The organism is Erythrobacter aurantius, assembly GCF_023823125.1.
In the GTDB taxonomy this organism is placed as follows: domain Bacteria; phylum Pseudomonadota; class Alphaproteobacteria; order Sphingomonadales; family Sphingomonadaceae; genus Erythrobacter; species Erythrobacter aurantius.
On the sequence record NZ_CP090949.1, the window covers coordinates 2,024,861 to 2,043,460 of the forward strand.

Below are 18,600 nucleotides of genomic sequence, written 5' to 3' on the forward strand. Positions count from 1 at the left end.
GGGCGATGCGTTCCCGCCTTTCGATCCTTGCCGACCCGATGATCGCGGTGTTGTTCATTGCCACGCTGCTGGCGATGATCGTGCCTGCCGCCGGTGAAGCGCGCGCGACCGCTCAGACGGTATCCAATGTGGCGATTTTCGTGCTGTTTCTGGTCAACGGTATGCGCATCGCGCGCGGAGAAATTGCACGGGGCCTTGCGAACTGGCGGTTTTTCCTGCCGCTGATGTTGTGGGTGTTCGGGGTGATGCCTGTGATCGGGTTGGGCCTGTCAGGGCTTGCTGGTACAGTTTTGCCCCCGCTTGTCGCGCTGGGGTTCCTGTATCTTGGCTGCCTGCCTTCTACCGTGCAATCGGCGACGTCCTATACCAGTCTCGCCAGTGGCAATATCGCGCTGTCCGTGGTCGGGGCTGCGCTGATCAACATTGCCGGTGTCTTCATCACCGCGCCCTTGTTCGCGGCGCTTGCAGGCAGCGAAGCTGTGGCGATCGGCACCGAAACCATTGTGCGGATCGGGGTGATCCTGATCCTGCCATTTGTCATTGGGCAGATGGTGCAGGGCTGGACGATCGAGTGGCTGCGCGAACGCAAGAGCGATGTCGCATGGCTTGACCGGGCAGTTATCGGCATCGCTGTCTATGTCGCCTTTTCGGGCGCGGTGGAGCAGGGGCTAGGGACGATGTTCGGCGCATCGCAATGGGCGGTGCTGATCGTTCTGGTGCTGATCTATCTGGTGGTCGCAAGCGGCGGCGCATGGACTGCCGCGAGGTTCCTTTCGGCACCGCGCGAAGACCGCATCGCTTTCCTGTTTGCAGGAGCGCAGAAAAGCGTCGCCATCGGCGCGCCCATGGCAGCGATCCTGTTTCCGGCAGAAGCCGCCGGCTTCGTCATTGCGCCGCTGCTGCTTTACCACCTGCTGCAGCTGGTGATCGCCGCACCGCTTGCCGGTCTGCTGGCCCGCAATCAGCCCTTGGGTTGATAGGTCTGCTCTTCACCGGGGAAGCTGCGCGAGCGCACTTCTTCGGCGTAACTGGCGACTGTCTTGTCGATGATGGCGGCGATGTCTTCATACCGTTTGACGAACCGCGGCACGCGTTCGAACATGCCGAGCATATCCTCCGTCACCAGCACCTGACCATCGCATTGCGCCGATGCGCCGATCCCGATGGTGGGGCAGGACACGGCCTGCGTCGCTTCGATGGCGATCGGTTCGACGACGCCTTCGATGACGATGGCAAAGGCTCCCGCCTTGTCCAACGCGACGGCATCGCTGACGATCTTGTCGGCTTCCGCGTCGGAGCGGCCGCGTGCGGCATAGCCGCCCAGCACATTCACCGCCTGCGGGGTCAGGCCTACGTGTCCCATCACGGGGATGCCGCGCGAATTGAGGAATTCGACCGTCTCGGCCATGGCTTCGCCACCTTCCAGCTTCACTGCAGCAGCGCCGGTCTGTTTAAGCAGATAGGCCGCGCTCTCGAACGCCTGTTCCTTTGATGCCTCATAGGAGCCGAAAGGCATGTCCACGACGACCACCGAATGATAGCTGCCGCGCACCACCGCCGCGCCGTGATTGGCCATCATTTCCAGCGTCACCGGAATGGTGGAGGGCAGGCCGTAAATCACCTGACCCAGCGAATCCCCCACCAGCAACAGGTCGCAATGCGCATCGAGCAATTGCGCCTGGCGCGCGGTGTAGGCTGTCAACATCACCAACGGTTCAGCGGTAACGCCGTCGGCCTTGCGCGCGCGGATGCGCGGCACTGTCAGCCGTTTCATCGGCGCAGGGGTGGGATTGGCGCGGCTTGTGCTCGTATCGAGCTGGAATGTGGTCGACATGTTGCCAGCGTCTAGCGCCACACAGGCAAAAGACCAAGCTTGCCCCTTGGCCTCGGCGCCAAAACATTGCAAACAGGTTGCAACAAGGGAATCCGCGCGGGGAAGCGCGCGTCAATTGAGGATAGATTTTCAGACATGGCAGCAGCAGGTTCAGGCCACGAAAACTGGTCATCACGCAGTGCGTTCATTCTTGCAGCGGTGGGTTCTGCCGTTGGCTTGGGCAATATGTGGAGGTTCCCCGCCGAAGCAGGTGAGAACGGCGGCGGTGCCTTTGTCCTGTTCTACATTTTCTGCGTTCTGCTGATCGGTCTGCCGGTGCTGCTTTCCGAAGTGCTGGTTGGTCGCCACGGGCAGGCCAACGCGCCTGAAAGCGTGCGGCGCCTCGCACGGGATTCGAACGCGTCCGAGGGGTGGAGCGTGCTCGCCTCGCTGGGTGTCTTCGCCGCCTTCCTGATCCTCAGCTTTTACTGTGTGGTCGGCGGTTGGGTGGTCTATTACATCGGCGTTTTCGCGGGTGATCTGGTGCAGACCGGGCTTACGGGCGGCGCATTCGAAGGGCGCGATCCGAGCGATATCGAAGGGTTGCTGCCCGCGCTGTTCGGGGATGGCGGATTGATGGTCGGCCTGAACCTCGGGTTCCTAGCAATCACCATGTTCTTCGTCGCTCGCGGTATTTCGAGCGGGATCGAATGGGTGGCGGTTTACCTGATGCCGCTGTTCTTCGTGCTGTTCCTTGGCATCACCATCTATGGTGCCTTCACCGGCAATTTCGGCGATGCGGTGAGCTATCTGTTTACCTTCGATTTCTCCAAGCTGACGGGTGAAGTCATGCTTGCCGCTGTCGGTCAGGCGTTCTTCTCCCTGTCGCTGGGTGTGGCGGGCATGATGACCTATGGCGCATACGCCAATCGCGACACCAATCTGGCTGAGACTTCGGGCATCATCGCCGGAGCGGACACCGCGGTTGCGCTCTTGGCGGGTCTGGCGATCTTCCCGATCGTGTTTGCAGCCGGCCTTTCGGCCAGCGCCGGGCCGGGCCTGATGTTCCAGTCGCTGCCGATTGCGTTCCAGGCCATGCCGTTCGGTTCGCTGATCGGCCTCGCGTTCTTCATCATGGTCTTCTTTGCCGCGCTTACCAGTTCGGTTTCGCTGCTCGAAGCGCCCACCGCCTGGATGTTTGAAAAGTTCAACATGTCGCGCCCTGTGGCGACCGGGATCGTCGGCTTTGGCGCCGCCGTGCTGGGCGTGCTGTCGGCTTTGTCTTTCAACGACATGGCCGATTTCCGTCCGCTCGCCTTCATTCCGATCTTTGCCGAGGCGAATTTCTTCGATGCGCTGGATGGTGTGACGGCAAAGCTGTTCATGCCGATTGGCGCGATTTTGACCTGTATCTTTGTCGGTTGGATCGCGGATGCGCGGCTGATTGATCAAGAGAACGGTCTGGACGGATTGCTGCACCAGTTGTGGCGCGCGCTGGTGCGGTTTGTCTGCCCGGCCGTTCTGGCAGTGATCATGTTCTTCGGCCTGTTCGGCTAACCTTTCACGGAGGCGATTGCGGCCCTGAATCGGGCATTGCAATCGTCTCCCATATATGGAACATAATAGGAACAAATAAGACTCGCATGAGTCTTTATCGGTGTTCCTATGACGATATCTGTTCCTCCTCGCAGCGCGACAGCGCTTGATGCCTTTTCGGTTCCGTCGCGCCCCAAGGGGGGCGGCGCAGGGATCCGGCGTTCTGCTGCGCTATTGTCGGCGAAAGACATTGCCGCGCTGTCAAAGGCGCGGGAGGCGCGCTGGCGTCCGGGTCTTTCCGATCAACCGCTGCATAGCGAGATATTCGCCCATGCCGATGATGCGAGCGGGGCGGGGTTCGCGCTGGCGCTGGCGCGTGACGCGCTGAAGGTGGCGGGCGGGCAAGGCGAAGACCCTCTGGCAGAGGTGGAGGATCGCCGTCAGGTGCTGTGGGTGCAGGACAGGCGGGCGATCCAGCGTTCGGGCCGCCCCTTTCGCGCCGGATTGCCGCCCGACCTGCGAGACCGGCTGATCCATGTCGAGGCGAAAACGCCCGAAGATGCGCTCTTCGCTCTCGAAGAAGGGGTGCGGTGCCGCGATCTGGCCTGCGTGATCGGAGAGATCACCGGCAATCCGCGCGCGCTCGACTTCACCGCATCGCGCCGTCTCAGCCTTGCTGCGGAAAAGCATGGCGTGGCGCTGTGGCTGGTGCGGCTCGACGCGGAGGCTGACCTGTCTTCTGCCCGGATGCGCTGGCAGGTCGAAGCGGCTCCGTCCTCACACCCGCGCTGGAACGCGGACGCACCCGGCGCGCCTGCATGGAAGGCAAGGCTGTTTCGCGCACGCGCCCACGCACCGGGCGAATGGATATTGAGCGATGACGATGCAAACCTCCACATCCGCCGATCAGCCCCGTCAAACGCCGCCGCAAACGCCGCCACGCCGGATATTGGCCATCTGGTGCGCCCGACTGTCGGTCGATCGCTGGCGGCTGTCGCTCGCGCCTGAGCAGGATTGCGACACCAGACCGACGGTTCTTATCACCGAAACCGCGCATGGGCCGCGCATTGATGCGGTGAACGATGCCGCGCGCGATGCCGGAGCGCAGACGGGCATGATGCTAGCGGATGCGCGCACGCTTTGCCCGCAACTTTGCACCGCGCCATCCGATCCTGCCGGTGATCTCGCCATGCTCGAAACGCTGGCTGTCTGGGCGCGCCGCTGGGGGCCGTGGAGCGCGCTCGACCCGCCCGACGGCTTGCTGGTCGATGTGACGGCTGTCGCGCATCTGTTTGGCGGGGAGCAGCGGCTGCTGGCTGATGTCGAGGCGGCGTTTGCGAGGCGCAGGCTGGCGGTGCGCGCGGCTATCGCACCCACGGCGGGGGCGGCATGGGCGCTGGCGCATTACGGGCCGCGCCATGCGATCATCGACCCGCATCAGGACCCGCTGCGCGCGTTGGATGATCTGCCGGTCGCGGCGCTCAGGCTGGATGACGATGTGCTGACGGTGCTGCGCCGGCTTGGCCTCAAACGGCTTGGCGATCTGGCCGGTATCGCCACGGGCGCGGTTGACCGCAGCGAGGCGGCTGCGCGCGACGCGCTGCATCGCCGGTTTCGGAATCGCAAATCGCCCAGCGCCAATCCGCTCGTACGGCTCGATCAGCTGCTGGGCCGCGTGCCCGAACCGCTGCTGCCGGTCGAGGTGCGGCAGATGCCGCTGGTGCAACGCCGCCTGATGGAGCCGCTGCGCCACCGCTCATTGCTCGACCGGGTGATTGCCGATCTTGCGCAGGACATGGCGCGCGAACTTGAGGCGCGGGCCGAAGGGGCGCGGCGGTTGGAACTGGGTCTGTGGCGCGTCGATGGCGAGGTGATCGGGTTGCGCATCGAGCTGGCGGCGGCAACGCGGGAGGCGGCGCATATCGCCCGCCTGTTCGAGGAAAAGCTTGATAAGGTCGATGCCGGTTTCGGGATCGAGACCGTGCGACTGTGCGCCAGCTGGAGCGAGCCTCTGGCGATGATGCAGGCCGATGTCGAACAGGCGGCGGAGCGGCACGGCACTTCGCTTGCCGCCTTTGTCGATCGGTTGACGGTGCGGTTGGGGGCGCAGGCCGTGCGTCGCCCGGCTCCCAATGCCAGCCATTTGCCAGAGCGCGCGCAGGCCTGGCGCCCGCCGCTTGAACCGCAGCCTGCCTTGCAGGGGGCGTTCGAATTCCATGCAAGGCCGCTCAAACTGCTGGACAGGCCGGAGAAGATTTCCGTCCTTTATGCCTCGCCCGATGGCTGCCCCCAGCGCTTTCGCTGGCGCGGCAATGTGCATGAGGTCGCACGCGTCGAAGGCCCTGAAAGGATCGCGCCCGAATGGTGGCGGGAAAGATCCAGCGTGCGCCTGCGCGATTACTACCGGATCGAGGATGCGAGCGGGCGACGCTACTGGATTTACCGCCACGGCCACGCCGCGGATGGGCGGGGAGGGGTTCCGGACTGGTTCCTGCAGGGACTTTCCGCCTGAAAATCCTAATCGCATATTATCCATCCGGTCAGGATTTTTTTACCGGTTGGTGAGATAACCTTCCCATGACAGGTTTCCGTGCTGACAGATCCTCTGAACGTCGGCCTCTTGACCTGATGGTCAAGGGAAGGGTGCAGTCGCGCGTTGTCTTTGTCGATCTGGTCGACATTTCCGAAGGCGGGTGCAAGATCAAGGGCAGTCGAGGCTTCGCCAAGGAAGGCGACCGGATCACGATGAAAGTCGGCGATATCAGCGCGCCACTGGGGACGGTGGCCTGGGTACAGGATCGCTTTGCCGGCGTGCGGTTTGACGGCGAGATGCACCCTGCCGTGCTCGATCATCTGGTGGCTACGGCGGGCAACAATTTCCGAATGGAAAAGCAGCGGCTCCATCGGCTTTGAACCGGGACTTGCAGGCTTTGCATTTGTCTGAACGATAATTGGAACATAATAAGAACATTTCGTCCTCATGACCCAATGTTCTTATGATTCCACAGTCTCTCCGCGCAGATCCGAAATGGGCGTCGCCGATGCGCCCTGCGCGGCGTGTCCGGGCGGGATTTCGCCGTGCCTGACGCCCCGCTTACCCCGGCCAAGCGAAGGCTGTATATCGATCCCGATCTGATCGCACCGCCGCCGCGTGCACCCTTTGTCGAACTCGGGCTGGTCAGCTGCTTCAGCTTTCTGCGCGGCGCCTCCGATGCGGTCGATCTGGTGATGACGGCGCGCACCCTTGGCTATGACGCGATCGGGATTGCCGATGCCAATTCCATGGCGGGCGTGGTTCGCATCCACAGCGAGGCCAGGACGCTCAAACTGCGCCCGGTGATCGGTTGCCGGATCGAAACGGTCGAAGGGCTGGCCTTCCTCGCCTATCCGAAGGACCGCGCCGCCTATGGCCGCCTTACCCGCCTGATCAGCGCCGGGCGGATGCGGACGCTCGATGGCGAATGGCAGGACAAGGGCGTTTGCGAGATCTCGCTGGAGATGTTGGCGGAGCATTCACAAGGTGTGCAACTGATCCTGCTGCCGCCGGATGATCTGGACAGGCCGTTCACGATCCGGGTGCCGAGCAATGTCGTGGCGATCCATTCGCGCGAGGATGATGCGGGGCTGATGCCTGTCACCACCGCTTTTGCCGACATCATCCCGCATCTCGTCCGCCAGATGCCCACGCTGCGCCATCTCGCCGCAAGCTATCTCTATCGCGGTGACGACATCGCCCGGATCGACCGGCTCGACAGCCTTGCGCGCGAACATGGGCTTGCCCTGCTGGCGACCAACGATGTGCATTATCATGCCCCCGAACGCCGCCCCTTGCAGGACGTGATGACGGCAATCCGGCACAAGACCACGGTGGCGGAGGCCGGATACCTGCTGAACGCCAATGCGGAACGTCATCTCAAGGGGTCTGAGGCCATGCAGCGCCTGTTCGCGCGCTGGCCGGATGCGATCACGGCGGCGCGCGAGGTTGCTGATGCCTGCACCTTCAGCCTCGATGAACTGCGTTATGAATACCCTGAGGAGATTTATCCCGACGGAATGACCCCGCAGGAATATCTCGAGGTCGAGACATGGCGCGGGGCGGAGCGGCGATACCCTTCGGGTGTGCCCGATAGCGTGGCGGAAACGCTGGAGCGCGAACTGGCGCTGATCGCGAAGCTCGACCTTGCGCGCTATTTCCTCACCATCAAGGATATCGTCGATTTCGCGCGTGGCTGCGATCCGCCGATCCTGTGCCAGGGCAGGGGGTCCGCCGCCAATTCCGCGGTCTGCTATTGCCTTGAGATCACCAGCGTCGATCCGGCGAAGCACCAGCTGCTATTCGATCGCTTCATTTCCGAAGAACGCAAGGAGCCGCCCGATATAGACGTCGATTTCGAGCATGAACGGCGCGAGGAGGTGATCCAGTACATCTATGGGAGATATGGCCGTCACCGCGCCGGGCTGTGCGCCACGGTGATCCACTATCGCCCACGCATGGCGATCCGCGAAGTGGGCAAGGCGATGGGCCTGTCGGAGGATGTGACCGGTGCGCTTGCCCGCACGGTGTGGGGCGGGTGGGGGCGCGAGATCGACGAACGCCATGCCGCCGAAACCGGCATGGATGTGACCGATCCGCACTTGCGGCGCGTGCTCAAGCTGACCGAACAGATGATCGGCATGCCGCGCCACCTGTCACAGCATGTCGGCGGCTTCATCCTGACCGAAGGCGCGCTGACCGAAACGGTGCCGATCGGCAATGGCGCGATGCCCGAACGCAGTTTCATCGAATGGGACAAGGACGATATTGAGGCGCTGGGCATACTCAAGGTCGATGTGCTGGCGTTGGGGATGCTCACCTGCATCCGCAAATGCCTTGATCTGGTGGAGGCGCATCACGGCCGCGCGCTCACCCTTGCCAGCGTCCCGCGCGAAGACCCGGAAACCTATGCGATGCTGCGCAAGGGGGATTCGCTCGGCGTGTTTCAGGTCGAAAGCCGGGCGCAGATGAACATGCTGCCGAGGCTGCGTCCGCGCGAATTCTACGATCTCGTGATCCAGGTCGCGATTGTCCGTCCCGGCCCGATCCAGGGGGACATGGTGCATCCCTATCTCAAACGGCGGCGCGGCGCGGAGGCCGTGCAGATACCCGCGCCCGGCCCGGCGCACGGCCCGCCAGACGAGCTTTCGAGCATTCTCGGCCGGACGCTGGGCGTTCCGATCTTTCAGGAACAGGCGATGAAGATCGCATTGGACGCGGCGAAGTTTTCCAGCCTCGAAGCTAACCGGTTGCGCAAGGCGATGGCGACTTTCCGCAGCCGGGGAATGGTGGACGAGCTGCAGGACATGATGGTCGAGCGGATGGTGGCGCGCGGCTATGATCGCGACTTCGCGCAGCGGTGCTTCAACCAGATCCGGGGCTTTGGTGAATATGGCTTTCCCGAAAGCCACGCGGCGTCTTTCGCGCATCTGGTTTACGTGTCGAGCTGGCTCAAATGCCATTTCCCGGCGGCGTTCGCGGCGGCGCTGCTGAATTCCCAGCCAATGGGCTTTTACGCGCCCGCACAGATCGTGCGCGACGCACGCGAGCATGGGGTGGAGGTGCTGCCGGCGGATGTGAACCACAGCGAGTGGGATTGCACGCTGGAGGAGATCGGGCAGGCAAACCACGCCCGGTCAGGCCGGTTTGATCGTCACATCGCGCTGCGCCTTGGCTTGCGCCAGATCGACGGGCTGCCCGAACATGTCGCCGCGCAGCTTGTCGCGGAGCGTGCGGAGAACGGCGCCTATCGCGATGTCGCCGATTTGCGCGAACGCGCCGGGCTGTCTCCGGCGCATATCGAACGGCTTGCCAGCGCGGATTGCTTTTCCTCGATGGAGCTTACCCGGCGGCAGGCCCTGTGGGATGCGCGCAGCCTGATCGCCGGGCCGGACCTGCCGCTGTTCCGCGCTGCTGCTGAGCGCGACGAAGGGGCGGAACGCAGCGTCACCCGCCTGCCGCAAATGCCGCTGTCGGAAGAGGTGGTGGCCGATTACCAGACGACCCGCCTCAGCCTGAAAGCGCATCCGATGGCGTTCCTGCGTCCGCAACTGGCCGAACGCGGCTTTGTGCGCGCCTGTGATCTGCGTGCCCGCAAATACCGGAGCATGGTGCAGGTGGCGGGCGTGGTGCTGATCCGCCAGCGTCCGGGCAGCGCCAAGGGGGTGTGCTTCATCACGCTGGAAGATGAAACCGGGGTGATCAACCTCGTCGTGTGGCCCGATCTGAAAGAGAAGCAGCGCCGCGTCGTCATGGGTGCGCGCCTGATGGAGGTGCGGGGGCGTGTCGAATATGATGACGAGGTGATCCATGTGATCGCCCAGCATATGACCGACGCGACCGGACAATTGTATGCGCTGTCCGACGATATGCTCAACGCTCCGGTGGCGCGGGCGGATCACGTCAATTCACCGCTGCCGCAGGGTCGCAATCTGACCAGTCTGACAAGCGAGGAGAGGCGCCACCGCAAGGGCGCGGAGCCGCGCGAGATCATTGATCCCCTGCCGCGCGATTTCACGCCCAATGTGAAAGGGCATCCGCGCAATCACCGGATCATCCCGAAGTCACGAGACTTTCATTAGCGCGTTTTCCTACTCGCCAGCGCGCTGCTATGGCGGCCTGGCTTTTTCAAATTGTCGCAACGCAGCCCTCCAAGAGGGAGCAATAAATTTTTAAAAACTGGGTAAGTGTCAATTTCGATTATCTGACGCAACTATCTGATCTAATGAGAAAAAGCGGCAGGAAACGCGCATGACGCCGTGTCAGCTTTGTCAATTTCGTTCGCGGGTGCAGCAAAGCCTGCGGGGAGAGCGCGATCAGTTCACTTCGAGCGCGTACCCCGCCGAACGCACGGTGCGGATCGGGTCTTTTGCCCCATCGACTTCGATCGCCTTGCGCAGGCGGCGGATATGGACGTCAACAGTGCGCAATTCGATGTCGGAGCCGGTCCCCCATACGCCGTCGAGCAGCTGCCCGCGGCTGAACACGCGTCCGGGGCTTTCCATGAAGAATTTGAGCAGGCGGTATTCCGTCGGCCCCAATTGCAGAGCGCGGCCCCGACGCTGCACCTTGTGTGCCACCGGATCGAGCTTGATGTCGCCAACCTCGATTGTTTCACCCGCCAACGCCGGACGGATGCGGCGCATCACTGCCGCCACACGGGCGAGCAGTTCACGCGGGGAAAACGGCTTGGTCAGGTAATCGTCGGCCCCGGTTTCCAGTCCGCGCACCCGGTCATCCTCCGCCTCGCGTGCGGTCAGCATGATGATGGGGACATGCGCGGTTTCCTTGTCGCGGCGCAGGCGGCGGCAAACCTCGATCCCGCTGGTGCCTTCGATCATCCAGTCGAGGATGATCAGATCAGGCACGTCCTCGCTGGCAAGCACGAGGGCTTCGTCACCGTCACCGGTGCAGCGCACGCTGTAGCCTTCGTTCTGGAAACGGTATTCGAGCAGTTCCGACAGGGCCGGATCGTCTTCGACAAGCAGCAGTTTGGCGGCGGACATAGGCTGTCTCCTAGACTACGACCCGCGAGAAAACCGGGTTGCAGCTTTCCCATGTTTCATTTCAGCTACAGTTTGATGAAACAGGGTGGGCGAAATTTTCCACAATCACGCCCCGCCACAAATACCGCTACCGTTCCTCTTCGGGCGGATACAGGCCCGTCGCCGCAAAATGCACCATCTCGGCAACATTGGTGGCATGATCGCCGATCCGTTCAAGATTGCGGGCCACGAACAACAGTTGGGCCGCGCTCGAAATGGTTGCAGGGTTCTCAACCATGTGGCTCACAAGATTGCGGAAAATGCTGTTGTAGAAAGCATCGACCTTGGCATCGGTTGCGATCACTTCGCGGGCCAGATCGGGATCGCGCGCCGAGTATGCCGTCAGCACATCATGCACCATTTCGCCCGCGATTTCGCCCATAGCGGGCAGCAAGGTCAGCGGTTCGAAACGGTCGCGCCCTTCGATCATGCCGACGCGTTTGGCGATGTTCTTCGAGTAATCGCCGATCCGTTCGATAACGCCGGCGATTTTTAGCGCGGCGATGACTTCGCGCAAGTCATCCGCCATCGGCGCGCGCAGGGCGATGATCCTGACGGCGAGCTTGTCCACCTCGGTTTCGAGCGCATCGATCTTCTTGTCACGCGCGACAACCTGATCGCCCAGCGCCTCGTCACCGCGAACCAGCGCTTCGAGTGCTTCCTGAATGGCGACCTCGGCAAGGCCGCCCATTTCCGCGATCAGGCCGCGAAGCCGGGTGATGTCCTCATCGAATGCTTTGACTGTATGATCAGACAATTATCCGTACCTACCTGTGATATAATCACGGGTACGCTCTTCTATCGGATTTTGGAAGATATCCGAGGTGGGCCCGTACTCGATCATCTTGCCGAGATGGAAAAACGCGGTCCGCTGGCTGACGCGAGCGGCCTGCTGCATCGAGTGCGTGACGATGACAATCGCATAACGACCCGAAAGTTCGTCGATCAGTTCCTCGATCTTGGCCGTCGCGATGGGATCGAGCGCCGATGCCGGTTCGTCCATCAGGATGACTTCTGGATCGACGGCGATAGCTCGGGCGATGCAAAGGCGTTGCTGCTGGCCGCCAGAAAGTGCCGTACCCGACTCGTCGAGACGGTCCTTCACTTCGTCCCAAAGCCCGGCACGCCTGAGCGAACGCTCGACGATTTCGTCGAGGTCCGCCTTCTTTTCGCCAAGACCATGGATCTTCGGGCCGTAGGCAATGTTTTCGTAAATCGATTTGGGAAAAGGATTGGGCTTTTGAAAAACCATGCCGACCCGCGCGCGCAATTGTACCACATCCATGGCATCACCGTGGATGTCCTCGCCTTCCAGTTCGATCAGCCCGGTTACCTTTGCCGCACCAATGGTGTCGTTCATGCGATTGAAGCATCGCAGGAAGGTCGACTTCCCACAGCCCGACGGGCCGATGAAGGCGGTCACGTAATCGGGCGAGATGTCGATCGACACCTCGTCGATGGCCTTCTTGGAGCCGTAATAGACAGAGACATCACGCGCGATCATCTTCGCGCTTTTGTCTTGTTTGATGCTTTCGTGAATGCGTGTCACCAGGTCTTCTCGAACTTGTTGCGCAGATAAATGGCGAGGCCGTTCATCAGCATGAGGAACAGCAGCAGGACGATGATTGCGGCGCTCGTGCGCTCGACAAAGCCCCGGTCGATCTCGTCCGACCACAGGAAAATTTGCATCGGCAGGACGGTGGCTGGGGAAGTGAAACCATCAGGAGGGGTCGCGACAAATGCGCGCATCCCGATCAACAGCAGCGGCGCGGTTTCACCAAGCGCGCGTGCCATGCCGATGATCGTACCCGTGAGCATGCCGGGCAGGGCAAGCGGCAGGACGTGGTGGAACACGACCTGTACCGGCGATGCGCCGACGGCGAGGGCGCCATCACGGATCGAAGGAGGTACCGCCTTGATCGCGTTGCGCCCGGAAATGACGATGACCGGCATGGTCATCAGCGCCAGCGTCATACCCCCGATCAGGGGCGCTGATCGCAAGTTGGGGAACAGCGTCAGAAACACGGCCAGACCCAGAAGGCCAAAGATGATCGAAGGCACTGCGGCCAGATTGTTGATCGAGACCTCGATCAGTTCGGTCCAACGGTTCTTCGGCGCGTATTCTTCAAGATACAGAGCCGCCAGGACGCCGATCGGGAACGCCAGAACGAAGGTGACGATCATGGTGAAGATCGACCCCTTGAGCGCGCCCCAAATGCCGACTTGCTGCGGGCTGGTTGCATCCGACCGGGTCAGAAAGCCGGAGTCCCAGTTCTTGGCCAGCCTGCCTTCGCTCACCAGCCTTTGGGCAAGCGCCTGCATCTCCGGCGATCCTTCGCCAGCGAGGCCTGCAGCTAGGTTCGAAGAGGCGGCGAGGTTGAACGCTTCCGTCCGGCCAATCAGCGTGGGGTCAGCCTGCAATTCGGCCGCCACGTCGCGCCATGCGTCGCGGCTGACTTCTGCTGCGCCATCTGTTCCGAGTTGCTTCTCGGCATAGAAAGCGACGATCTGATCAAGTCCCTGCATCTCCAGTGTCTGGATCGCGCTCGGTGCTGACAGGGAAGCGACATCACCGCTCAGGCCGCTGGCAGGGAAGTCGATCGTGACTTCGACTTCGGCCCGCTGAAACCCGCCGATACCGTTGATCAGCATGTTGCCGAGGAGGAAGACCAGAACTGAAACTGAGAAAACGATGGCGCCCATACCCAGCGCGCGAAAGCGGCGCTCGGCAGTGTAGCGCTGCTTGAGCCGTTTTGCGAAAGCGTCTGTTCGGGTGGGGCCCAGGCTGGAGGTGTTCACGGCGTTACTCATAAGCTTCACGGAACCGTTTGACGACACGAAGCGCGATGATGTTAAGGACAAGGGTCACGACGAAAAGAACGAAGCCCAGTGCGAATGCACTGAGCGTTGCCGGGTGCTCGGTCGTTTGTTCGCCAGTCAGCAGCTTGACAATCTGAACGGTCACGGTCGACATCGGTTCGAGCGGGTTGGCAGTAAGGTTTGCCGCAGGCGAGGCGGCCATGACCACAATCATTGTTTCTCCGATCGCGCGGCTCACGGCGAGCATGATGCCCGCCACGATCCCCGGAAGGGCAGCGGGAAAAAGCACACGCTTGATCGTTTCGGACTGGGTTGCTCCCATTGCGAGACTGCCATCACGCATGGCTCCAGGAACGGCCGCCATGGCATCGTCAGCCATCGAGGAAACGAATGGAATGATCATCACGCCCATCACGACACCGGCGGCTAGCGCGCTTTCCGTCGATGCGCCTGAAATGCCCACAGCAACTGCTGCGTCACGGATAGCGGGGGCAATCGTAAGCGCGGCGAAATAGCCGTAAACCACTGTAGGAACGCCCGCGAGAATCTCCAGCGCGGGCTTGATCCATGCACGCAGGCGCGGATCTGCATACTGGGTGAGGTAAACTGCGCTCATCAGGCCAAGTGGGATGGCGACAATCATTGCGATGATCGCCCCGATCAGGATCGTACCCCAGAACAGCGGGATCGCTCCGTAACGTGAACCGTCCGGATTTGCCGGGTTGCTCATCGGATCGGGGGCCCAGAAAGTGCCGAATAGGAAATCAATCGGCGAAACCATGCCGAAGAAACGGACGGTCTCAAAAACGAGGCTCGCAACGATACCGAAGGTGGTCAGGATCGCGACGAGCGATGCGAGCAACAGCACAGTCATCACCGTCCGTTCGACCTTGGTGCGAGCGCGGAAGTCCGGCTTCACGCGCAAGAACGACCATGCACCGCCAGCGAAAGCGATAAGGATGGTGATTGCAATGCCGATCAGATTGTAGCGGCCTATTGCTTCGCGGAAGGGTTCGACCAGCGCTGCTGCTTCTTCGTTGAAGACGCCGACTGCATTGCCTGTGGCAACCGCTCGCGCTTCGGCGATCCATGCTTCGCGTTCAAAGCCGAAGCTCGGGAGTACTTCCGCGGCGGGTGATGCGAGGACGCTCTGCATGATCAGTTGCGGGGCAATCAGAGACCATGCCACCGCGAACGCGAGAACAGGCACTATCACCCACACCGCTACATACCAGGCATAATACACCGGGCGTGCAGCGGGCCGGACATCCGGGTTTTCCTTCTGAAAGCTCCACGCCTTGGCCCTGCCGGCAAGCCAGCCGATGAGACCAAGTCCGACGGCAATCAAGAAAAGAGTGATGGGCGACATGGGTTAACCTGTTTTCCCTGAAGCGGTTGGTTCGGTCAGGAGAGCCGGAACTGGGAGGTGATGATGGACTTCAGAGGCGATTGACTTGAGCAATGGAGTGCGAATGTTGAAGAAATAAGACAAAATTACGACAGGGCTGTCGAATCCTGATCATCTTGCGCATCAGGAAGGTCAGCAATGGCGGATGCTGGAACGGATCCTGATGCCTTTCCGGTGGATTCGACGGTCGGCAGACGGACAATCACGCGGGTCCCTTTGCCCAGGTCGCTCTCAATGTCGAGCTTTCCGCGATGACGTTCCACGATGTGTTTGACGATGGCGAGGCCGAGGCCGGTGCCGCCTGATGCCCGGCTGCGGCCCGGATCGGTGCGATAGAATCGCCGTGTCAGGTGCGGGATATGCTCAGGCGCAATTCCATCCCCTTGATCGATAACGCTGATTCTCGCCATGCCATCGCGCGCGAGGTCCAGGCGGACCTTCACGATGCAATCTGCTGCGCCGTATTTCAGCGCGTTGTCGACGAGGTTTCGCACCACCTGTTCCAGCTGCTGTTCATCGCCACGAACGCTCGGGCTCTCCGTCAATTCAATCGCTAGGCGCTGCATCCTCTCGGAACCCGCTGCATCCCGCGCTGCGCGTTCCACCAGCTTTCCGAGCGGATGCAACTGTTGAGGCAAATCGTGCTTTTCCGCTTCCACGCGTGACAGGCTCATCAAATCGCTGATCAGGCTGTGGAGGCGTTGTGCCTCGCGTTCGATTGTCTCGAGAAAGCGCTGCGAGGTGGGCGAACCAAGGTTGCCGCCGCTTTCCCTTAGCGTTTCGACGTAGCCGAGGATCGCGGCAAGCGGCGTGCGCAGCTCATGGCTCGCGTTGGCCACAAAATCGGTATGGGCGCGGCTGATATCGGCTTCGGCAGTTTGGTTGATCAGTTCGATAACGGCGAGCTTGTCATCGACAGCTTGCCGATTGACCTGCCAGATGTCCTGCCGACGCACGAGGCCGCGCACGATGGCCTGGCCATTGCGCTGTTCGCCAACCAATGCTGCCGCCTCCGGGTGGCGAAACGCGACCCGTGCATCTTGTCCGATTATGTGCTGTCCCAACAGCTTGCGCGCGACGCGATTGGCGATCACGATCAGGTTTTTTTCCGTCACCAGCAGGGGTGTCGAGGAGTTCTCGATCAGATCGCGCATGGCGTCGCGGGTAAAGGATGGCTTTACCACGACCGGCGGTGGCTCGGGCGGTTGACCTGCGGTTACGAGCAGAGATCCGATCCAGACAATGATGACGGCAGCAGACAGAATCGGATCCGTGCCAAGCAGCAGCAAGGCAACGAAAACCACCATCGCAAGGAGAATGCCGGCCACAGGAAAGGTCTGCCAAGAGCCCATAGGCAATCGCTCTACAGCGCTCGGCTGCAAGGTCAATTTTTGTGTGATTAACCGGCAAGCCGAGCGTGAAAAGTTGGTGACCCGTACGGGAATCGAACCCGTGTTTCAGCCGTGAAAGGGCCGCGTCCTAACCGCTAGACGAACGGGCCACGCTCGTTGCGGAAGCGCGCATCTAGGGGTGTGTGTCCGACGGGTCAAGCCCGTATTGGCAGGATTTGTGAAAATTTGTCTGCCGCCAAAGTTGGTGCACGATTCAATCGGCAAACGCCGCGTCTTCCAGATGCAATTCTGCTGCCGGACGGCTACCCCAGTCATCCAGCTTGACCCGACCAGCCAGATGGAACCGCCGTCCCTTGCTGCGGTGGATCAGCGTCTGTGCCATCTCGGTCTCAGCCGCACGAAATGCGATGGCCTTGAACGAACGCCCGTCTTGGCCAGCGGCAATCACCCGCAGGTGGTCTTTGCCCACTATGTCTGCCTTGATGATGTGTGCGGGGCCAACGGCGACACGCGGAGCCGGCCAGCCAACACCGAACGGGCCTGCCGCCTCCAACGCGGTGACAAGATCCGGCGTAAGGCCTCCGGGTGCCAGCGACAGGTCAAGGTGCATGACCTGTCCGGCCCGTGCGCGCTCGACATCGCGAGCCAGCCGCGAATCGAGAAATTCGGTAAAGGCAGACAGCTTGTCTGCGGGAATGGTGAGGCCCGCCGCCATCGCATGTCCGCCACCGGCCACCAGCAATCCTTCTTCGCGGGCAGCAATGATCGCTGCCCCAAGATCCACGCCGCTGATCGATCGGCCTGAGCCTTTTCCCGTCCCGTCCGCATCGTCCAGCGCAATTACAATGGACGGCTTGCCGGTCTTCTCCTTGATCCGGCCGGCGACGATCCCGATCACTCCGGGGTGCCAGCCACTCCCGGAAAGCACCTGCACCGCCATATTGTGCTGGCCGGCAAGTTGCGCTTCGGCTGCCTCCTGAACCTCCGCCTCGATGGCTCGCCGTTCCTCGTTCAACCGCGACAGCTGCTCTGCGATCTCGCGCGCTTCCTCCGGGTCACGGCTTGTCAGCAATCGGACACCCAATGTCGACTCGCCAATTCTCCCACCGGCATTGATCCGTGGACCCAACGCAAAGCCTAGGTCTGATGCCACTGGCGCACGGGTAAGGCGGCTTGCATCCATCAGCGCGGCCATGCCGATCCGCTCGCGCCGCGCGAGAATCTTTAGGCCCTGAGCGACAAAGGCACGATTGAGCCCGTGCAATGCAGCAACGTCGGCCACTGTGCCGAGTGCTACCAGATCGAGCAGGCTCATCAGGTCTGGTTCCTGACGTCCATTGAAGTAGCCGTCGGCTCTCAAGACTCGAACGATAGCAATGGCGAGCAGGAAGGCTACGCCGACCGCTGCAAGATGCCCGTGGCTTGCCGCGAGATCGCTTTCGTCAAGGCGATTGGGGTTGACCAATGCGGCGGCGGGAGGAAGCTCCGCTGCGCATTTGTGGTGATCCACCACGATGACATCCACACCCGCATCGCGCGCCATAGTCAGCGCTTCGTGCGCCATGGCCCCGCAATCGACAGTGACAATCAGGCTGGAGCCTTCGCGCGCAAGCTGCACCAGGGCTTCACCTGTTGGACCGTAACCTTCGAGCAGCCTGTCCGGAATGTAATAACCTGCATCAACATCCAGCGAACGGAGCAATTCCACCAGCAGCGCGGCGCTTGTCGCCCCATCGACATCGTAGTCGCCATAGATCGTGATCTTTTCGCCGGCGGCTATCGCCTTCACGATCCTTTCGGCAGCGCGATCCATATCCCGGAACTCGGATGGATTGGGCAGAAATTCGCGCATGGTGGGCTTCGCATGTTTCTCCACCTCGTCTGCAGCGACCCCCCGGGTCATCAGCAACTGGGTGACGATGTCGTTATCAAGGCCATGTGCGCCCTCTGCCAGTTCCATATTGCCGCCGCGCCACTGCCACGCACGCCCGTTAAGCGATTGTGCGACACCGAGAACATTGGAGAGGGAACGGCAATTCATCTCGTGACATTAGCCGATACCGGGCTGGTGCGACAGTGATGCGGATTGACAA

14 protein-coding genes and 1 tRNA gene are annotated in these 18,600 nt (G+C 61.7%); 6 read left to right on the forward strand and 9 right to left on the reverse strand.

The window, feature by feature from the left end:
• Positions 1 to 5 precede the first annotated feature (5 nt).
• A complete protein-coding gene (locus L1K66_RS09620; RefSeq protein ID WP_252257669.1) occupies positions 6 to 977 on the forward strand; it encodes a bile acid:sodium symporter family protein in 972 nt (323 codons plus the stop codon).
• Here L1K66_RS09620 and panB read toward each other — a convergent pair.
• Positions 962 to 1,834 (reverse strand): 3-methyl-2-oxobutanoate hydroxymethyltransferase, encoded by an 873-nt coding sequence (gene panB, locus L1K66_RS09625; RefSeq protein ID WP_034953884.1) that lies wholly within the window; start codon positions 1,832 to 1,834, stop codon positions 962 to 964. The genes L1K66_RS09620 and panB overlap by 16 nt on opposite strands.
• Positions 1,835 to 1,969: 135 nt before the next feature.
• On the opposite strand from panB, the gene L1K66_RS09630 reads away from it, so the two are divergent.
• The 5 genes from L1K66_RS09630 to L1K66_RS09650 all read left to right on the forward strand — a co-directional run bounded on the left by L1K66_RS09630 (position 1,970) and on the right by L1K66_RS09650 (position 9,964).
• Complete coding sequence (locus tag L1K66_RS09630) at positions 1,970 to 3,370, forward strand: sodium-dependent transporter (RefSeq protein WP_252257670.1); 1,401 nt, start codon at positions 1,970 to 1,972, stop codon at positions 3,368 to 3,370.
• A gap of 108 nt (positions 3,371 to 3,478) precedes the next feature.
• Complete coding sequence (locus L1K66_RS09635; protein ID WP_252257671.1) at positions 3,479 to 4,357, forward strand: ImuA family protein; 879 nt, start codon at positions 3,479 to 3,481, stop codon at positions 4,355 to 4,357.
• On the forward strand, positions 4,299 to 5,861 hold the full coding sequence (locus L1K66_RS09640; RefSeq protein ID WP_252257672.1) for a DNA polymerase Y family protein: 1,563 nt from the start codon (positions 4,299 to 4,301) through the stop codon (positions 5,859 to 5,861). The genes L1K66_RS09635 and L1K66_RS09640 overlap by 59 nt, the downstream gene beginning before the upstream one ends.
• 65 nt (positions 5,862 to 5,926) lie before the next feature.
• Complete coding sequence (locus L1K66_RS09645; RefSeq protein WP_252257673.1) at positions 5,927 to 6,262, forward strand: PilZ domain-containing protein; 336 nt, start codon at positions 5,927 to 5,929, stop codon at positions 6,260 to 6,262.
• A gap of 165 nt (positions 6,263 to 6,427) precedes the next feature.
• A complete protein-coding gene (locus L1K66_RS09650) occupies positions 6,428 to 9,964 on the forward strand; it encodes an error-prone DNA polymerase (protein ID WP_252257674.1) in 3,537 nt (1,178 codons plus the stop codon).
• Positions 9,965 to 10,198: 234 nt separating this feature from the next.
• On the opposite strand, the gene phoB is transcribed toward L1K66_RS09650, so the two are convergent.
• From phoB to recJ, 8 genes are all read right to left on the reverse strand, one after another.
• Positions 10,199 to 10,888, reverse strand: coding sequence for a phosphate regulon transcriptional regulator PhoB (phoB, locus tag L1K66_RS09655; RefSeq protein WP_034953895.1), 690 nt, complete (start codon positions 10,886 to 10,888; stop codon positions 10,199 to 10,201).
• Between the two features lie 127 nt (positions 10,889 to 11,015).
• Positions 11,016 to 11,684: a phosphate signaling complex protein PhoU gene (gene phoU, locus L1K66_RS09660; protein ID WP_252257675.1), complete on the reverse strand. Its 669-nt coding sequence runs from the start codon at positions 11,682 to 11,684 to the stop codon at positions 11,016 to 11,018.
• Positions 11,685 to 12,431: a phosphate ABC transporter ATP-binding protein PstB gene (gene pstB, locus L1K66_RS09665; protein ID WP_252257676.1), complete on the reverse strand. Its 747-nt coding sequence runs from the start codon at positions 12,429 to 12,431 to the stop codon at positions 11,685 to 11,687. It abuts the gene before it with no gap.
• A 41-nt stretch (positions 12,432 to 12,472) separates the two neighbouring features.
• Positions 12,473 to 13,738: a phosphate ABC transporter permease PstA gene (gene pstA, locus L1K66_RS09670; RefSeq protein ID WP_252257677.1), complete on the reverse strand. Its 1,266-nt coding sequence runs from the start codon at positions 13,736 to 13,738 to the stop codon at positions 12,473 to 12,475.
• Positions 13,731 to 15,116: a phosphate ABC transporter permease subunit PstC gene (pstC, locus tag L1K66_RS09675; RefSeq protein WP_252257678.1), complete on the reverse strand. Its 1,386-nt coding sequence runs from the start codon at positions 15,114 to 15,116 to the stop codon at positions 13,731 to 13,733. Before pstC ends, pstA begins: the two co-directional genes overlap by 8 nt.
• Before the next feature lie 125 nt (positions 15,117 to 15,241).
• Complete coding sequence (locus L1K66_RS09680; RefSeq protein WP_252257679.1) at positions 15,242 to 16,543, reverse strand: ATP-binding protein; 1,302 nt, start codon at positions 16,541 to 16,543, stop codon at positions 15,242 to 15,244.
• Between the two features lie 38 nt (positions 16,544 to 16,581).
• Positions 16,582 to 16,656 (reverse strand) — tRNA-Glu (locus L1K66_RS09685).
• Positions 16,657 to 16,760: 104 nt separating this feature from the next.
• Positions 16,761 to 18,548 carry a single-stranded-DNA-specific exonuclease RecJ gene (recJ, locus tag L1K66_RS09690; protein ID WP_252257680.1) on the reverse strand — a complete coding sequence of 596 codons (1,788 nt, stop codon included), beginning with the start codon at positions 18,546 to 18,548 and terminating at the stop codon, positions 16,761 to 16,763.
• Between the last annotated feature and the right edge of the window lie 52 nt (positions 18,549 to 18,600).